16 protein-coding genes are annotated in these 14,661 nt (G+C 68.3%); 5 read left to right on the forward strand and 11 right to left on the reverse strand.

Features of this window, described 5'->3' with window-relative positions; translation table 11 throughout:
* A complete protein-coding gene (locus O3I_RS21080) occupies positions 1 to 876 on the forward strand; it encodes a TIGR03619 family F420-dependent LLM class oxidoreductase (RefSeq protein WP_014984999.1) in 876 nt (291 codons plus the stop codon).
* Positions 877 to 996: 120 nt separating this feature from the next.
* On the opposite strand, the gene O3I_RS21085 is transcribed toward O3I_RS21080, so the two are convergent.
* From O3I_RS21085 to O3I_RS21095, 3 genes are all read right to left on the reverse strand, one after another.
* Positions 997 to 1,305, reverse strand: a complete 309-nt coding sequence (locus tag O3I_RS21085) for a DUF7677 family protein (protein WP_041562752.1) — start codon at positions 1,303 to 1,305, stop codon at positions 997 to 999.
* Between the two features lie 138 nt (positions 1,306 to 1,443).
* Positions 1,444 to 1,851: a VOC family protein gene (locus O3I_RS21090; RefSeq protein WP_272944310.1), complete on the reverse strand. Its 408-nt coding sequence runs from the start codon at positions 1,849 to 1,851 to the stop codon at positions 1,444 to 1,446.
* Between the two features lie 150 nt (positions 1,852 to 2,001).
* The gene (locus O3I_RS21095; protein ID WP_014985002.1) at positions 2,002 to 2,499 is read right to left on the reverse strand and encodes a pyridoxamine 5'-phosphate oxidase family protein; all 498 of its coding nucleotides are present in this window, start codon (positions 2,497 to 2,499) and stop codon (positions 2,002 to 2,004) included.
* Between the two features lie 129 nt (positions 2,500 to 2,628).
* On the opposite strand from O3I_RS21095, the gene O3I_RS43920 reads away from it, so the two are divergent.
* Positions 2,629 to 2,961 carry a histidine phosphatase family protein gene (locus tag O3I_RS43920; RefSeq protein ID WP_081594057.1) on the forward strand — a complete coding sequence of 111 codons (333 nt, stop codon included), beginning with the start codon at positions 2,629 to 2,631 and terminating at the stop codon, positions 2,959 to 2,961.
* On the opposite strand, the gene O3I_RS21105 is transcribed toward O3I_RS43920, so the two are convergent.
* The 8 genes from O3I_RS21105 to O3I_RS21140 form a co-directional block, all read right to left on the reverse strand.
* A complete protein-coding gene (locus O3I_RS21105) occupies positions 2,937 to 3,590 on the reverse strand; it encodes a response regulator transcription factor (RefSeq protein WP_014985004.1) in 654 nt (217 codons plus the stop codon). The two genes, O3I_RS43920 and O3I_RS21105, sit on opposite strands and share 25 nt — an antisense overlap.
* Complete coding sequence (locus O3I_RS21110) at positions 3,575 to 4,855, reverse strand: sensor histidine kinase (RefSeq protein ID WP_051066702.1); 1,281 nt, start codon at positions 4,853 to 4,855, stop codon at positions 3,575 to 3,577. Before O3I_RS21110 ends, O3I_RS21105 begins: the two co-directional genes overlap by 16 nt.
* 63 nt (positions 4,856 to 4,918) lie before the next feature.
* Positions 4,919 to 5,377 carry a hypothetical protein gene (locus O3I_RS21115; protein ID WP_081594059.1) on the reverse strand — a complete coding sequence of 153 codons (459 nt, stop codon included), beginning with the start codon at positions 5,375 to 5,377 and terminating at the stop codon, positions 4,919 to 4,921.
* 314 nt (positions 5,378 to 5,691) lie between these two features.
* Entirely contained in the window at positions 5,692 to 6,930 is a 1,239-nt protein-coding gene (mshC, locus tag O3I_RS21120; RefSeq protein WP_014985007.1) for a cysteine--1-D-myo-inosityl 2-amino-2-deoxy-alpha-D-glucopyranoside ligase, read from the reverse strand.
* Between the two features lie 440 nt (positions 6,931 to 7,370).
* A complete protein-coding gene (locus tag O3I_RS21125) occupies positions 7,371 to 8,174 on the reverse strand; it encodes an SCO1664 family protein (RefSeq protein ID WP_014985008.1) in 804 nt (267 codons plus the stop codon).
* Between the two features lie 3 nt (positions 8,175 to 8,177).
* Complete coding sequence (locus O3I_RS21130) at positions 8,178 to 8,762, reverse strand: DUF3090 domain-containing protein (RefSeq protein ID WP_014985009.1); 585 nt, start codon at positions 8,760 to 8,762, stop codon at positions 8,178 to 8,180.
* Positions 8,763 to 8,836: 74 nt separating this feature from the next.
* Positions 8,837 to 9,589: a histidine phosphatase family protein gene (locus O3I_RS21135; RefSeq protein ID WP_014985010.1), complete on the reverse strand. Its 753-nt coding sequence runs from the start codon at positions 9,587 to 9,589 to the stop codon at positions 8,837 to 8,839.
* Positions 9,590 to 9,668: 79 nt separating this feature from the next.
* Positions 9,669 to 10,613, reverse strand: coding sequence for an undecaprenyl-diphosphate phosphatase (locus tag O3I_RS21140; RefSeq protein ID WP_014985011.1), 945 nt, complete (start codon positions 10,611 to 10,613; stop codon positions 9,669 to 9,671).
* A gap of 270 nt (positions 10,614 to 10,883) precedes the next feature.
* On the opposite strand from O3I_RS21140, the gene O3I_RS21145 reads away from it, so the two are divergent.
* The 3 genes from O3I_RS21145 to O3I_RS21155 all read left to right on the forward strand — a co-directional run bounded on the left by O3I_RS21145 (position 10,884) and on the right by O3I_RS21155 (position 14,142).
* The gene (locus O3I_RS21145) at positions 10,884 to 11,852 is read left to right on the forward strand and encodes an aldo/keto reductase (protein WP_014985012.1); all 969 of its coding nucleotides are present in this window, start codon (positions 10,884 to 10,886) and stop codon (positions 11,850 to 11,852) included.
* Between the two features lie 60 nt (positions 11,853 to 11,912).
* A complete protein-coding gene (locus O3I_RS21150; RefSeq protein ID WP_014985013.1) occupies positions 11,913 to 12,980 on the forward strand; it encodes a heme/hemin ABC transporter substrate-binding protein in 1,068 nt (355 codons plus the stop codon).
* 73 nt (positions 12,981 to 13,053) lie between these two features.
* Positions 13,054 to 14,142: a FecCD family ABC transporter permease gene (locus O3I_RS21155; RefSeq protein WP_041562754.1), complete on the forward strand. Its 1,089-nt coding sequence runs from the start codon at positions 13,054 to 13,056 to the stop codon at positions 14,140 to 14,142.
* Positions 14,143 to 14,661: the final 519 nt, after the last annotated feature.

Genomic DNA, 14,661 nt, shown 5'->3' on the forward strand with positions numbered 1-14,661 from the left:
ATGCGCTTCACCTATGCCGAGACGATGACCGACCCGGCCTACTACGTCCCTCTCGCCCGCGCCGCCGAGGCCGCCGGGTACACGTCGATGGCGGTCGCGGACAGCATCGCCTACCCGCGCGACTCCGACGCCAAGTACCCCTACACGCCCGACGGGAATCGCGAGTTCCTGGAGGACAAGCCGTTCATCGAGGCGTTCGTGCTCAGCGCGGCGATGGCGGCCGCGACCACGACGTTGCGGTTCACGCCGTTCGTGCTGAAGCTGCCGATCCGGCCGCCGGTACTGGTCGCCAAGCAGACCGCGTCGATCGCGGCGTTGAGCGGTAACCGGTTCGGGCTCGGCGTCGGGATCAGCCCGTGGCCCGACGATTTCGAGATCATGGACGTGCCGTTCGAGAAGCGTGGCGCGCGAATGGACGAGTGCATCGACATCGTGCGCGGGCTCACCGCCGGCGGCTACTTCGAATTCCACGGCGAGTTCTACAACATCCCGCCGATCAAGATCAGTCCGGTGCCCACCGAACCCGTCCCGATCCTCATCGGCGGGCACAGCAAGCCCGCACTGCGCCGGGCCGCACAACGCGGCGACGGCTGGATGCACGCGGGCGGCGACGGCGACGAACTCGACCGGCTCCTCGTCGAATTGGACGCATTGCGCGCCGAATACGGCACCCGCAAAGACTTCGAGATCCACGTCATCTCCCTCGACGGCTTCACCGTCGACGGCATCAAACGACTCGAGGACAAAGGTGTCACCGACGTCATCGTCGGCTTCCGCCTCCCCTACACCCTCGACCAAGACACCGAACCCCTCGACACCAAGATCACCAACCTCTCCCGCTTCGCCGAACACGTGATCGCGAAGGTCAACGGGTGATGCCCAGCCACCCCACGGGGGTCGAACACGTACCAACGCCGGTCGTCCCCTGCGAGCGTGATGCTCACCGAGTCCGACTGAACACCAACGGTTCCCCATCTGGCGAAACCGCGAACCACTTCAGAAAAGCTCGACTTCCCACGACTCGAGGTCTGCTTCACCTGGCGGGAGCTCCCCTGTGCAGTACCTGTAGAGCCACACTGCGGCACGGCGTTCCGCGTACTTCTCGTTGACGGGCTCGCCTTCGTCGTCGAGCTCGAGCACGTTGGCGAAGATGGCGAAGCAGATCTCCATCTGCGAGGGCGAATCCTTCAGCTCGTCCCAATAGTTGATCCCGGTGAGCATCGGATGACCGACCGACCCACGGGCCACCCATCCGGCGAAACGACGAATCGCTCCAGAAGCGCCGTTGCTGAGGCGAGCTGACACGCGCGGAAAGTATCACCTCCGCGTCGCCACAAGCATCCGATTATCTCGGCAGTACCGGGCATCCGGCGCGGACAGTACGAGCAGAGTGCGGCGTTCCTGGTCGAAGGGGCACTGCGCGGGCGACTTCCGGGGTGTCGTTCAGTGGAGTTCCTGGACGAGGCCGATGATGACGCCGCCGGGGCCGCGGACGTAGCCGTAGCGGTAGATGTCCTTGTACTGGGCGATTTCACCGACGAGTTCGGCTCCGTGGGGGCGCAGGCGTTCGAAGACTTCGGCGGTGTCCTCGACGACGAAGGTGAGGCGCGGGATGCCCGGCGTGTTGACCGGTTCCCGGTGGGCGGTGCGGGTGGACACCGGGTTCTGGAAGGTCGACAGCTCGAGGCGGCCACTGCCGTCCGGCACGCGCAGGAACGCGACGTCCGCACGGACCTCCGTCAAGCCGATCAACTGGTCCACCCACGGACCCTCGACCACGGTCTCCCCCTCCAGTTCCAGGCCGAGTTCGACGAAGAAGGCGACCGCGGCCGCCAGATCCTCGACCACGATGCCTGCGTGATCATCCGGATCGTCATGCTGTTTCTCCTCTTTCGTTGCGGCACCTACGGTGCCCGTTGATCGTGTCAGGCGCTATGCCTGCGGTTCGTTACCCGGGCCGGTGTCCGGGTTTCTGGAGCCACCTGTGTGACTTGCCCCAGCTCAGGCGTTCTGGCGTTCGGCGCGCCGGCGGATCAGTTCTTCGACCGCCGACGGCAGGGTGGTCTCGAAGTCGATGAGTTTGACCCAGGTCGGCGTGATGACGATCCGGACCATGCCGTCGTACAGCGAACGGACCTCGGCTTCCCATTCGACGCGCTGCTCGGCGCTCATCTCGTAGCTGCCGTTAATCTGCAAATACTCGTCGGGGATGCCCTCGACCTCGTCCAGTTCCGCGCGACCGCGCAGGAACAGGATCTTCGGCGGGTGCACCTCGGTGTCGATGGTCAGCGCGACCTCGGGTGCGTGCCGCAGCGAGTGCAGCTTCGCGGCATTCTTCGAGGTGCACACGACGATCTCGCGTCCGTTCCAGGCGAATGCGACCGGAATGTTGCGTGGACTGCCATCTTTGGCGACATACGCCATCCGCAGCAGGTCACGAGCCAGAAGTTCCTGGCTGTGCGGCTGATTCAGGATCGTGGCGATCGCGTCGGCGTGCATGTTCACTCCTTCGTGTCGGCGAGGGGCCGTTCGGCTGCTCGTACCCCGGGGACGGAGCCACCAACGCGTTCTCGACATCCCCTGACAAGAATTTCCGAACTTTTTGCCTCCGCCGGGAGCGCGTCCGGCATGCTTCGCGATCATGGGCATCCAGGGCCCCGGTCACCGCTGACAGCACACGGCCACCACCAAGCGGTCGACGTCATGCGAACGTTGCGCGAAGAACCGATCACCGGCATCGACTGCAGCACTGCACTGCGCGCACAACAAACCGCGGCTCCCCTGACATCCGATCTTCACATCGACATCACCGAGCTGTCCGACCTGAACGAAGTCGGCATCGGCGAACTCGAAGGCGCGGGCGCCCCTGCGATCCACCGGCAAACAGCGGAAGTCTTGCGGCGCGGAAGGACAAGTGAGCAACGGTCAGGAGTGAATCAGTTGGTGCTGTCGTTGAGGTAGGTGAGAACGGCGAGGACGCGTCGGTTGGCCGTGCCGTCCTCCCTGATGCCGAGTTTGTCGAATGTCGTGGTCGTGTACTTGCTGATCGCGCTCTCGCTGAGGAATAGGCGGCTCGCGATCGCGCTGTTGGAGAGCCCCTGGGCCATCAGCGCGAGGACGGATCGTTCCCGCTCGGTGAGCTGGGCGAGCTTCGGGGCGGCCGTCGGGCGGGCGAGCAGCTTCGTCACGACAGCGGGATCGAGCGCGGTGCCACCGGCGGCGACACGTTCGAGTGCGTCGATGAACTGGTCGGCGTCGAACACGCTGTCCTTCAGGAGATACCCGACACCGCCTGCGTGGTCGGCGAGGAGTTCGCGGGCGTACAACTGCTCAACGTGCTGAGAGAGGATGAGCACAGGAAGACCCGGGATCTGTCTGCGCGCGCTGAGCGCCGCGGTGAGGCCTTCGTCGGTGTTCGTCGGTGGCATCCGGACATCGACGATCGCGATATCCGGGCGCTGGGTGAGCATGGCGTGCAGCGCTTCAGGGCCGGTCGTGGCCGTTGCCACGACCTCGTGACCGTACGCGTCCAGCAGCCGGACGATGCCGTCGCGAAGTAGGTAGAGATCTTCGGCTACGACGATTCGCATGGCACCACCATCCTGGCCTGTGTCGGGCCTCCCGCCGGGCTGGCCAGAGTGAGCACGCCGTCGAATGCGGCAAGGCGCCTGCGGATGCCGTCGAGCCCACCGCCGGGAACGACTTCGGCGCCGCCGGGGCCATCATCGTCGACATCCACCTCGACGGCGTAACCACGATCTCGGACGCGTACGTGCACGTGCCCGGTAGGCGCATGTTTCGCCGCGTTGGCCAGCAGTTCGGCGACGGCGAAATAGACAGCGGCCTCGACCGGGACGTCCAGCCGTATCCGGTCGGGAGCCTCGACGCGGACGTCGACCGGACTGTCGAGCGCCAGCGCACGGATCGCCTCGACCATTCCCCGCTCGACGAGCACCGGCGGGTTGACGCCGCGCACGAGCTCGCGCAGCTCGGCCAGCGAGGTCGACGTGCCTTCCCGCGCTTCGCGCAGGAGTGCTTTGGCGCGCGCCGGGTCGTGATCCATCAGCTTCTCCGCGGTCGCGAGGGACAGCCCCACCGCGACCAGGCGAGCCTGCGCACCGTCGTGCAGGTCACGCTCGATACGGCGGATCTCTGCGGCCTGCGCCGTGGTCAGGTCCGCGCGCTGCAACTCCAACTCCCGCACGCGTCCGGCGGTAGCGGCGTCTTCGGACAGTCGTAGCCATCGGTGCGCGAGCGGGCCGACGATCCGCCAGGCATAGGGTGCGCTGGCCACGGCGACCGCCACGAGCAGAACTCCCACTACGACGGAGGCCGATGTGGGATGAGCGAACGCGATCACCGCGCCGGCCAGCGCAGCCACCGGCACAGCGCACACCGGTCCCACGATGACGGCTGCGATCACCACCCACCGCACATCCCGCCGATACGCCGGATCGCCGATCCGTCGACGCCACTGCTGATCTGCCTCGGCGTCACGGCGGCTGCGCTCATAGGAGTGGCCGTTCCACCAGTACCCCGTCGACAACCGCACGGGCTCTGGCGCGGTCTCCGGCCGTCGGTAGCCGTCCTCGATCACGATGCCGCACCACCGGGCGACGAGCCGACGGAACAACGCGCCGACCCGCCGCGCGAACACCAAGGCGAGCGGAACAAAGAACATCAGCACGCCCACCCACGACCACGGGTTGCGCCACGACCATGCAGAACCCGACAACGCGGAGACAACAGCCGGGGCAAGGGACAGCGCGGGAAGAAGCACTGCCGCCGCTGCGAGCAGGGCCGCCTTCGCGAACCCGGCGACTGCCGCCCCCAACCACGAACTCGACCGTCGCACGAGCCCCCTCCTTCCCAAGGATCGCCTGTGCGCCATCTTGCCTGCCCCACGAGTCACGGCGACTCACGCCCCCGCCGGCAAAGCGGTATGCATGACGCGTCGGGTGCGGACGGCAATCACGATCAGCGGCACTGCCGACACCGCCTGCATCCCCGCGTACCACACCGGGCAGACACCCGGAATCAAGTCGACCACGACGATCGCGATCGGCAAGATCGTCGTCACGATGCGCAAGCGCTCCAAGCTCTTCCGCCCTCCCCGCGACGCAAGTACGGCCAGTCGGTAGAACAGCGGAGTAACGAGGAGCAGAAGACCGGCCCGAACCCACATGAATGTATTCACCAGGCCATGAGCCGCTGCGATCGCGGCCACCGTCGCCAAGACCACGGCACTGATCACACCGAAGATCACGATGCACTTCTTCACCATGTCGAAGATGTCTTGGACGCGAGTATCGTTCGGCGACACCGCCACCGCAGAGTCGCTGTTGCTCGGCTTCTTCGAGTCTCTCGAGTTCGTCATGCCAACGACGCTACGAAGACCAACAGCCATGCAACACGGGTCTAGACCCACAGGCTGGTGGGGCTAGACCCACCAGCCCGGCATCCTCCAACTCCCCGTCATCGGCGGTCAGAATCTGCCGAATAGATCACCCGCACAACGGCACTGCGGCCCCGGAGTTCCGTCGGCGCCGAGCTGCCGCGAACACCGCCACGGACCTCTCATAGGCCAACTCTGAACGCTCACACCTCGTGACGGGGGATCGTGCGACCTGGTGTTGTCCATCCTGGCCCGGTAGCGCACCTCCCGCGGACAGGGCGGGAGGTGCGAACCCGCTACAGGGTGATGCCGAGGAGGGCGTCTACGGCGGTCTTCACCGAGGTGGGGGCGGCGGGGTCGGTGCCGCCGTAGTCGAGGGATTGGCGGGCCCAGTTGTCCACGGCGTCGAGGGCCTTGGGGGTGTCCAGGTCGTCGGAGAGGTGCTGGCGCAGGCGTGCGATGGTGTCGGTGGCGTCGGGGCCGGTGGGGAGTGCGGTGGCGCGCCGCCAGAGGTCGAGGCGGGTCTTGGCCGCGTCGAGCACGGCGTCGGTCCACATGCGGTCCTGCCGGTAGTGGCCGGCCAGCAGGCCCAGGCGGATGGCGGCCGGGTCGACGCCGCTGCGGCGCAGCGTGGAGACCAGCACCAGGTTGCCCTTGGACTTCGACATCTTCTCGCCGTCCAAGCCGATCAGGCCGGCGTGCACGTAATGACGGGCGAAACGGCGGCCCGCGATCAAGGATTCGGCGTGCGCGGCGGAGTACTCGTGATGCGGGTAGATCAGGTCGCTGCCGCCGCCTTGGATATCGAACTCGGGGCCGATGCGGTTCAGCGCGATCGCCGAACATTCGATGTGCCAGCCGGGACGGCCCTCGCCGAACGGGGCAGGCCAGGACGGTTCGCCGGGACGAGCGGCCCGCCACAGCAGGGCGTCGATGCTGTCGCGCTTGCCCGGACGGTCGGGGTCGCCGCCGCGCTCGGCGAACAGGCGCTCCATGGTCTCGCGGTCGTAGCCGGATTCGTAGCCGAACTGATCGGTCGCGTCGGCCCGGAAGTACACGTCGGGGTACTCGGCGTCGTCGACCACGTACGCGGCGCCCGACGCGAGCAGCTTCTGCACGAATTCGACCACCTCGTCGACGGATTCGATGGCGCCGACGTACTCACGCGGCGGCACGATGCGCAGCGCGGTCATGTCCTCGCGGAACAGTTCGATCTCACGCGTGCCGAGGTCGCGCCAGTCCACGCCGTCGCGTTCGGCGCGTTCGAACAGCGGGTCGTCCACGTCGGTCACGTTCTGTACGTAGTGCACCTCGTGCCCCGAATCGCGCAACGATCGGTTGACCAGATCGAAGGTCAGATAGGTGGCGGCGTGCCCGAGATGGGTGGCGTCGTAAGGGGTGATCCCGCAGACGTACATGGTGGCGGTGGCGCCGGGTGTGACCGGACGCACCTGACGGTCGGCGGTGTCGAACAACCGCAACGGTGGCCCTGCTCCGGGGATGGTGGGTAGGGCGATATCGGACCAGGACTGCATAATTCGAGGGTAAAGGTGGGGTCGAGATCGTCGCTCTCCGCCCCGGCCGATCCGCCGCCGAACCCCTCTGATACGCCGCTCACGACCTGCGGAAATCAGCAAATCATGGGATGTCAAGGTTTTCGCTCTCGCTGAGTCCCTTGTCAGCGGACAGTTGACGGGACCACCCAACGCTTCGCGCGACGGTAGCGCGTGCACCCGCCGAGAGCAATGCCAGGGGTCACGCACCCCCGCGTAAGCGCACGCTGCAAGATCGTATCAAGTGCCAGACGGCACACGCTGAAAGTTGCGCCCGGTCGGCTGTCTCCGAGCGACCGGCGCCGCTGCCCCACCTTGGACTTCACCCGCACCCGGCGCCGACACCGCCGACCCACTCCAGAATGCAAGCCCCCCAAGCCAATTCGGCACGCTATGCAACGACGCACACCGTGCCGATTCGCTCAGAACGCGGGCCAGGGTATCGGGCGGGAGGTGCGGGGCGTCGGCATCACCGGGTCGTCGACGAGTTCCTGGGTGCGGTCGACGAGGGCTTCGATCTCGGCGTCGGTGATGTGCTCGGCGAGGTCGTCGGCGACCGCGCCGGGCAGTTCTTTGGCGAAGGCGGTGATGTCGTCGACCAGCGCGTCGCTCAGGGGCTGGCCGGCCCACCCCCACAGCACGGTGCGCAGTTTGTGCTCGGTGTGCAAGCAGATACCGTGATCGACACCGTAGACCTGTCCGTCGGTGCCTTCCAGCGCGTGCCCGCCCTTGCGGTCGGCGTTGTTCAGCAGCACGTCCAGCACGGCCATGCGTTGCAGGCGCGGGTCGTCGGCGTGGATGAGCGAGACGTCGTTGCCCGCGGGGTCCTGCGCGCGCAGCACCTCGCGGAAACCGTCGGGCACCGCGCCGAGCGGCACCAGATCCACCAGGTCGAGCCGGTCACCGCGCTCGGTGTGATTATCGACGCCGTCCACCCAGCGTTGCACCATGCCGACGCCGTACGGTCCGTCACGCAGGATCGTCTCCGGGATCACGCCCCAGCCGACGGCCGCCGAGATCCGATAGGACGCCACCTCCCGGCCCGCGAGCGTGCCGTCGGGGAAGTCCCACAGCGGGCGCTCGCCGCGCACGGGTTTGTACACCACCCGCAGGGGCGGTTCGTGCTCGTCGAGGATGTCGCAGACCAGGGTCACGTTGCTGGCGGTACTGATCCGCCCGATCACCGTCAACTCACCACTGTGGAACCGCTCCCCGGCCCGCGTCACCGTTCACTCCTCTAGCTCGGCCGCGCCGAAGATGTCGCCGCGCTTGTAGCCGTTGGTCCGCACACACATATGTCCCCGCGACGACAGCGGTTCCCCGCACAGCGGGCACGGCGGGCGACCCGCCGCGATCACCCTGGTCGAGCGCAGCGCGAATTCCCGCGCCTGGATCGGGGTCAGGAACACGCGCACCGCGTCGGGCCCCTCCTCGGTGTCGTCGAGCACCACCGACTCGTCCACCTCGGTTTCGGTGATCGCCAGCAACTCCACCACCACGGCGTTCGCGTCGGCGTCCCAGCCCAGCCCCATCGTGCCGACCCGGAACTCGGCGTCGACCGGGGTGACCAGCGGGGCGCTGTCGCTGATGTCCTCGGCCTGCGGCGGCACCTCGGCGCCGAAGCGGCGGGCCACCTCGTCCAACAGCAGACCCATCCGGTCGGCGAGCACCTTCACCTGCTGCTTTTCCAGCAGCACGCTCACGACCCGCGGTTCCTGAACGGCCTGCAGATAGAACGCGCGATCGCCCGGCTCACCGACGGTCCCGGCGACGAAACGATCGGGGGTGCGAAATACATGGATTGCGCGTGACACATGCACCTCCTGATACGTGACCCTGATCGACTATCCGCGGCGCGGTGCCGCCGACTACCCGTGTACAAGGAATCTCAACGCTCCGCATTCCCATTATCCGCACTCCCCGCCCCGCCCAGCTCGCCGCCGGGCACCGGGCCGTCCGGATCGGCCGCGGGCTGCTGCCCCGCGGAGCGTGAATCGGCAACGGGGCGTTGCTGATTCGACAGCGCCGAGAGGTCGGCGCCGGTGTCGTTGAACCGCCACACATACGGCGAGGTGGGGGTGTAGCGGATGACGCTGATCGAGGCGGGCTCCACCATGATCCGCTGGAACCCGTCCAGATGGATGCCCAGCGCGTCGGCGAGCACCGACTTGATGACGTCGCCGTGCGTGCACGCGACCCACAGCGCGTCGCCGCCGTGCTGTTCGGCCAGCGCCCGATCGTGCTCGCGCAATGCGGCGACCGCACGGCTCTGCACCTGCGCCAGCCCTTCCCCGCCGGGGAACACCGCACCGGAGGCGTGCCGCTGCACCACCTTCCAGAGCGGCTCCTCCAGCAGTTCGCCGATCGGCCGCCCGGTCCAGTCGCCGTAGTCGACCTCGATCAACCGATCGTCGAATACCGGTTCCAGCCCGAATTTCTCCGCCAGCGGGGCCACTGTGCGCTGACAGCGCAGCAGCGGCGAGTGCACGATCCGCTCGATCGGCAGTCCGGCGAGCCGTTCGGCGACGGCCCTTGCCTGCTCTTCGCCGCGCTCGGTCAGCTCGACGCCGGTGCTCCGACCGGCCAGGGTGCGGGCGGTGTTCGAGGTCGACACACCGTGTCGCAGCAGAATCACCGTCATGTAGTCAGCCTAGTCATGCGGTCGGACCGGCCCCCACATCGCTGGCTGCGGTCGTCCGCATGCCCCGCCGCGGCGGTACTCATGTGGCCGACACGACCCCGGTCGCGAGCAACCCCATCACGGTCAGACCGAGCAGGATGCGGTATCCGACGAACCAATCCAGCGAATGTTTCGCCACGAACTTCAGCAGCCACGCCACCGACGCGTAGCCGACGGCGAACGCCAGGATCGTCGCCACCAGCAGCTGCGGTCCGCTCGCGTTGAGCCCCTCACCGGCCGGTTTGAACGCGTCGGGGATGCTGAACAGGCCCGAGGCGGTCACCGCGGGAATCGCGAGCAGGAACGAAAAGCGCACGGACGCTTCGCGAGTCAGGCCCAGGAACAGACCCGCCGACGAGGTGGCGCCCGAACGCGACACCCCCGGGATCAGCGCGAGACACTGCGCGAAACCCATCACCAGGCCGTCGCGGGTGGTCAGCCGCTCGATCGGGCGCTGCTTGCGTCCGTAGTATTCGGCCGCGGCGATCACCAGCGCGAACGCGATGAGCATGAACGAGATCAGCCAGAGGTTGCGCGCCGCGGTGCGGATCACGTCCTTGAACAGGTAGCCGAGCACGCCGATCGGGATGGTGGCGATGATCACATACCACCCGATCCGGTAGTCCAGCTCGCGCTGGCGTTCCTCGTCGAAGTAGCGGTCCGCCGCCGCGTTCGTCACGACGGGCAGCCGGGTCGTCACCTGTTCGGTGATCGGGACGGTCTCGCGGACCGCGGACAGCTTGCGGCCGAGCACGGTGAACCAGGCCTGCACGATCCGCCAGATGTCCTTGGCGAAATAGACCAGCACGGCGGCCTCGGTGCCCAGCTGGGTGACCGCGGTGAACGAAGCGCCCGCGTCGTCACCGAAGAACACCCCGGACACGATCCGCAGGTGCGCGGACGAGGAAATCGGCAGGAACTCTGTCAGTCCCTGCACCAGACCGAGCACCAGTGCCTGCAACCAGGTCATCGATTCGCCGGTCATGCAGCCTCCCGGTCACTCATTCCGCCTCCATCCGTGCTGCCCGAAAGAACCGTTCCGACTGGGCAATTGGTCAACAGGTGGGTCGCGATGCCGTGGGGTCGGCCGCAATCCCGCAGCGACAGTACAGTGTCGGCGCGTACGGGGCATGCCCGCCGCTGCCATGTTCGGCGTGCACGATCCGCCGCGACGCGCGAACCCACTGCGCGGTGGGCGACCGCACGGCCGCGCACGCTCTAGGCTTGGCGCCGTGACGATTGCGCGGGCACAGTGATGGAACAGCGGACGGTCGGCCGCAGCGGCCTACGGGTGTCCCGGATCGGATTGGCGACCCATACCTGGGGTGCGCACACGGACACCGACGACGCCGCGGTGCAGCTGGTGGCGTTCGTCGAAGCAGGCGGCACGCTCGTCGACACCTCCCCCGCCTACACCGGCGGCGGCGCGCAGCGGATCCTGGCCGAGCTGCTCGGCGATCTGGTCTCCCGCGACGATCTGGTGCTCAGCGGTTGCGCGGGCATCGCGCCGCGGGTGACGCCCGCCCCGGCCGGGCCCGCCGTCCCCGACGCGACGCATTCCGCCGTCGACACATCCCGGCGTGCGCTATTACGTCAGCTCGATCGGACCCTGCTCGAATTCGGCACCGACCATCTCGACATCTGGAACGTCGCGGTGTGGGATCCGCGGACCCCGCTAGACGAGGTCGCCGCGACGCTGGAACTCGCGGTCCGCTCCGGGCGGGTCCGCTACGCGGGCGTGCGCGGGTTCAACGCCTGGCAGCTCGCCAGCCTCGCCGCGCTCGCCCCGATCAGTGCCGCGCAGACGCCGTACTCGTTGCTGGCGCGGGGCGCGGAAACCGATTTCGTGCCCGCGGCGCAGCATCACGGCGTCGGCGTGATCGCGTCGTCGCCGCTCGCGGGCGGCATTCTCACCGGCAAGTATCGCGACGGGGTGCCCGCGGATTCGCGGGGCGCGGACGAATCGACCGCCGCCGATATCCGCGACAGTCTCGACGAACGCGCGACCCGCGTGGTCGACGCGCTCGTCACCGCCGCCGACGGGCTCGGCACCTCGCCGCTGGCCGTCGCGCTGGCCTGGATCCGGGACCGGCCGAGCGTGGCCAGCATGATCGTCGGCGCGCGCGATATCGGCCAGCTCACCGGCGTGCTCGCGGCCGAGGCGCTCGAACTGCCGCGGGCGATCGCGGCCGCGTTGGACGACGTGAGTGCCCGCGCCGAATGATCGCCGCCCGTGCGTGTGCCGCCTGCCCGCTCCAGCACGGCACGTCTTAGGCTTACCTACATGAGGCATGCGACGTCGGCAGACCCGTCCGTCCAGGCGCAGCGCATCGGCGGTGGCCGATCGGGGCTGGCCCGGTGCGTGCTCGCGGTGCTCGCGCTCACCCTGGCGGTGACCACCGCGGCATGCGGTACCGACAGTGCCGCACCGAACTCCGGCCAGCGCGGCCCCGCGACCGCGAAACTCACCGACCTCGATCCGGTACCGATCGGACCCGAGCCGGCGCCGACGCTGCCGGTGACGGTCCGTTCCTTCGACGGCACCGACGTCACCATCACCGACGCGAGCCGCATCATCGCCGTCGACCGTTACGGCACCCTGGCCCAGGTCGTGTACGCACTGGGCTTGGGGCCCAAGCTGATCGGGCGCGGCACCGTCGCCAACCCCGCCATCCAGAACGTGCCGATCGTGGCCGGCGGCAACGGGTCCTTGAACCTGGAAGGCGTACTCGCCCTTCGCCCTTCGGTGTTCCTGACCGACGACGTCACGGTGACGCCGCAGCTGCGTGAGCAGTTGCGCGCGGCCGGGGTGAACCTCGTCTTCTTCGATCCGAAACGGACCATGGAGGGCGTCGGCCCGCAGATCGAAGCCGTCGCCGCCGCCCTGGGTGTGCCCGATCGCGGCCGCGCGCTCGCCCAGCGCACCAGGGACGAGATCGCGGCCGCCATCGCCGCGGTGCCCAAGCAGGATCCGAAGCTGAAGATGGCGTTCCTCTACCTGCGCTCCACCGCCATCACGATGCTGGCGGGCCCCGGCTCGGGCGCGGACACCCTGATCGCCGCGATCGGCGGGGACGACGCAGGTTCGGCGCTGTCCGAGCCGTTCATCACGATCACCAGCGAGGCCATGATCGGCGCCGCGCCGGACGTGCTCATCGTGATGTCCGACGGGCTGAAATCCGTGGGCGGGGTCGACGGGCTGGAGAAGGTGCCCGGCATCGCGCAGACACCCGCCGGACGCAACAAGCGGGTCGTCGACATGGCCGACACCGTGGTGCTCAGCTTCGGCCCCAACACCGGCCGGGTCATCACCGCGCTCAGCGAGGCCGTGTACGGCACGAAACCCGCGTGAGCGAACGTAGTGAGCGAACCATGGCACAGTGCGCCTCGCACATGATGGAACCGAGCGCTAGCGAGGTGGAGTCATGAGCGACACCACCATCGCCACGAAGCCCGTCACTCCCGCCCCCAGATCGCGTGGACGTTCGCGCACCACAATGGTTTTCGCGGTCGCGATCCTCGGGCTGATCGGGCTCGCGCTCGCCTCCGCCGCCATCGGGCAGGTGCCGACTACTCCCGCCGAAGTGGCGGGCAGCGTGCTGCACCGGATCGGACTCGACTGGGGACCGATGCCCGCGCATCCCGCCGGTGAGGTGACGCTGTGGGAGGTGCGTTTCCCGCGGGTGCTGCTCGCGATGCTCGTCGGCGCGGCATTGGCGACCGCGGGCGGACTGCTGCAGGGCGTGTTCGCCAATCCGCTCGCCGAACCCGGCGTGATCGGCGTGTCCGCGGGCGCGGCGGTCGGGGCGGGCACGGTCATCGTGATCGGCGGGGCGTTCGTCGCCGCCTGGTCCGTGGCCGCAGCCGCGTTCGTCGCCGGGCTGGCCACCACCGCGCTGGTGTATGTGCTGGCTCGATCCAACGGGCGCACCGAGGTGGTCACGCTGGTGCTCACCGGCGTCGCGATCAACGCGTTCGCGGGTGGGCTCATCGCGTTCCTGCTGTTCGTCGCCTCGCCCGCCGCGCGCGATCAGATCGTGTTCTGGCAGCTGGGTTCGCTCAACGGCGCCACCTGGGATTCGGTGAGCATCGTCGCGACCCTGAGCGCCGTCGGCATCACCGCGGCCGTGCTCATCGCGCCCCGCCTGGACCTGCTCGCGCTGGGTGAGGCGGCCGCGCGGCATCTCGGCGTCGACGTGGAACGGTTGCGGCGCAACGTGATCCTGATCGTCGCCATCCTTGCCACCGCGGGCGTCGCGTTCACCGGGATCGTGCTGTTCGTCGGCTTGATCGTGCCGCATCTGGTCCGCATGCTCGTCGGCCCCGGCCACCGCGTGCTGATCCCGTTGAGCGCGATCCTCGGCGCGGTGGTCCTGCTCGCCGCCGACGTCGCCGCCCGTTCCCTCGTGCACAACGCCGACCTCCCGCTCGGCATGCTCACCTCCCTCATCGGCGGCCCCTTCTTCTTCTGGTTGCTCCGCCGCACCCGCGCCCGCGCCGGAGGATGGGCATGAGCGCCGTGTGGGGAGGTGCGTCCGGCGTCGGCAAGTCGGCGTTCTTCGTGCTCGACGACGCGGATATCGCGGCAGTCCGTGCGTTGGGCGACCCAATCATCGCGACAGCCGGTGCGGTGGCGGCGTTTTCAGCGCCCGCCGGACAGGGTTGCGCCATCAGTTCGGCGCAGCAACCGATTGGGTGCGAGTCGACGCGATCGACGGGGCGTTCCTCGGAGTCGCGATCCGGCGCCGTGGTGGCCGCGGATATCGTGGCAGCTGGTGCGCTGGCGGCGTTTTCAATGCCCGCCGGACAAGGTTGCGCCATCAGATCGACGCAGCAACCGATTGGGAACGAGTCGACGCGGCGTTCCTCGAAGTCGCGGCCTGACACCATGGTCGTCGCGGCGCGCATCCCGGATCGGCTCCCAGAACGACACTTCGCGCGCGGCGCGTCTGTACCGATCAGCGCCGGTTGTTTCCCACAGGCAGGCCGGGTAGCTGCCACAGAGGTGCAGTCGACGCGAAGTTTCTGGGGGG

Source organism: Nocardia brasiliensis ATCC 700358 (assembly GCF_000250675.2).
Classification (GTDB): domain Bacteria; phylum Actinomycetota; class Actinomycetes; order Mycobacteriales; family Mycobacteriaceae; genus Nocardia; species Nocardia brasiliensis_B.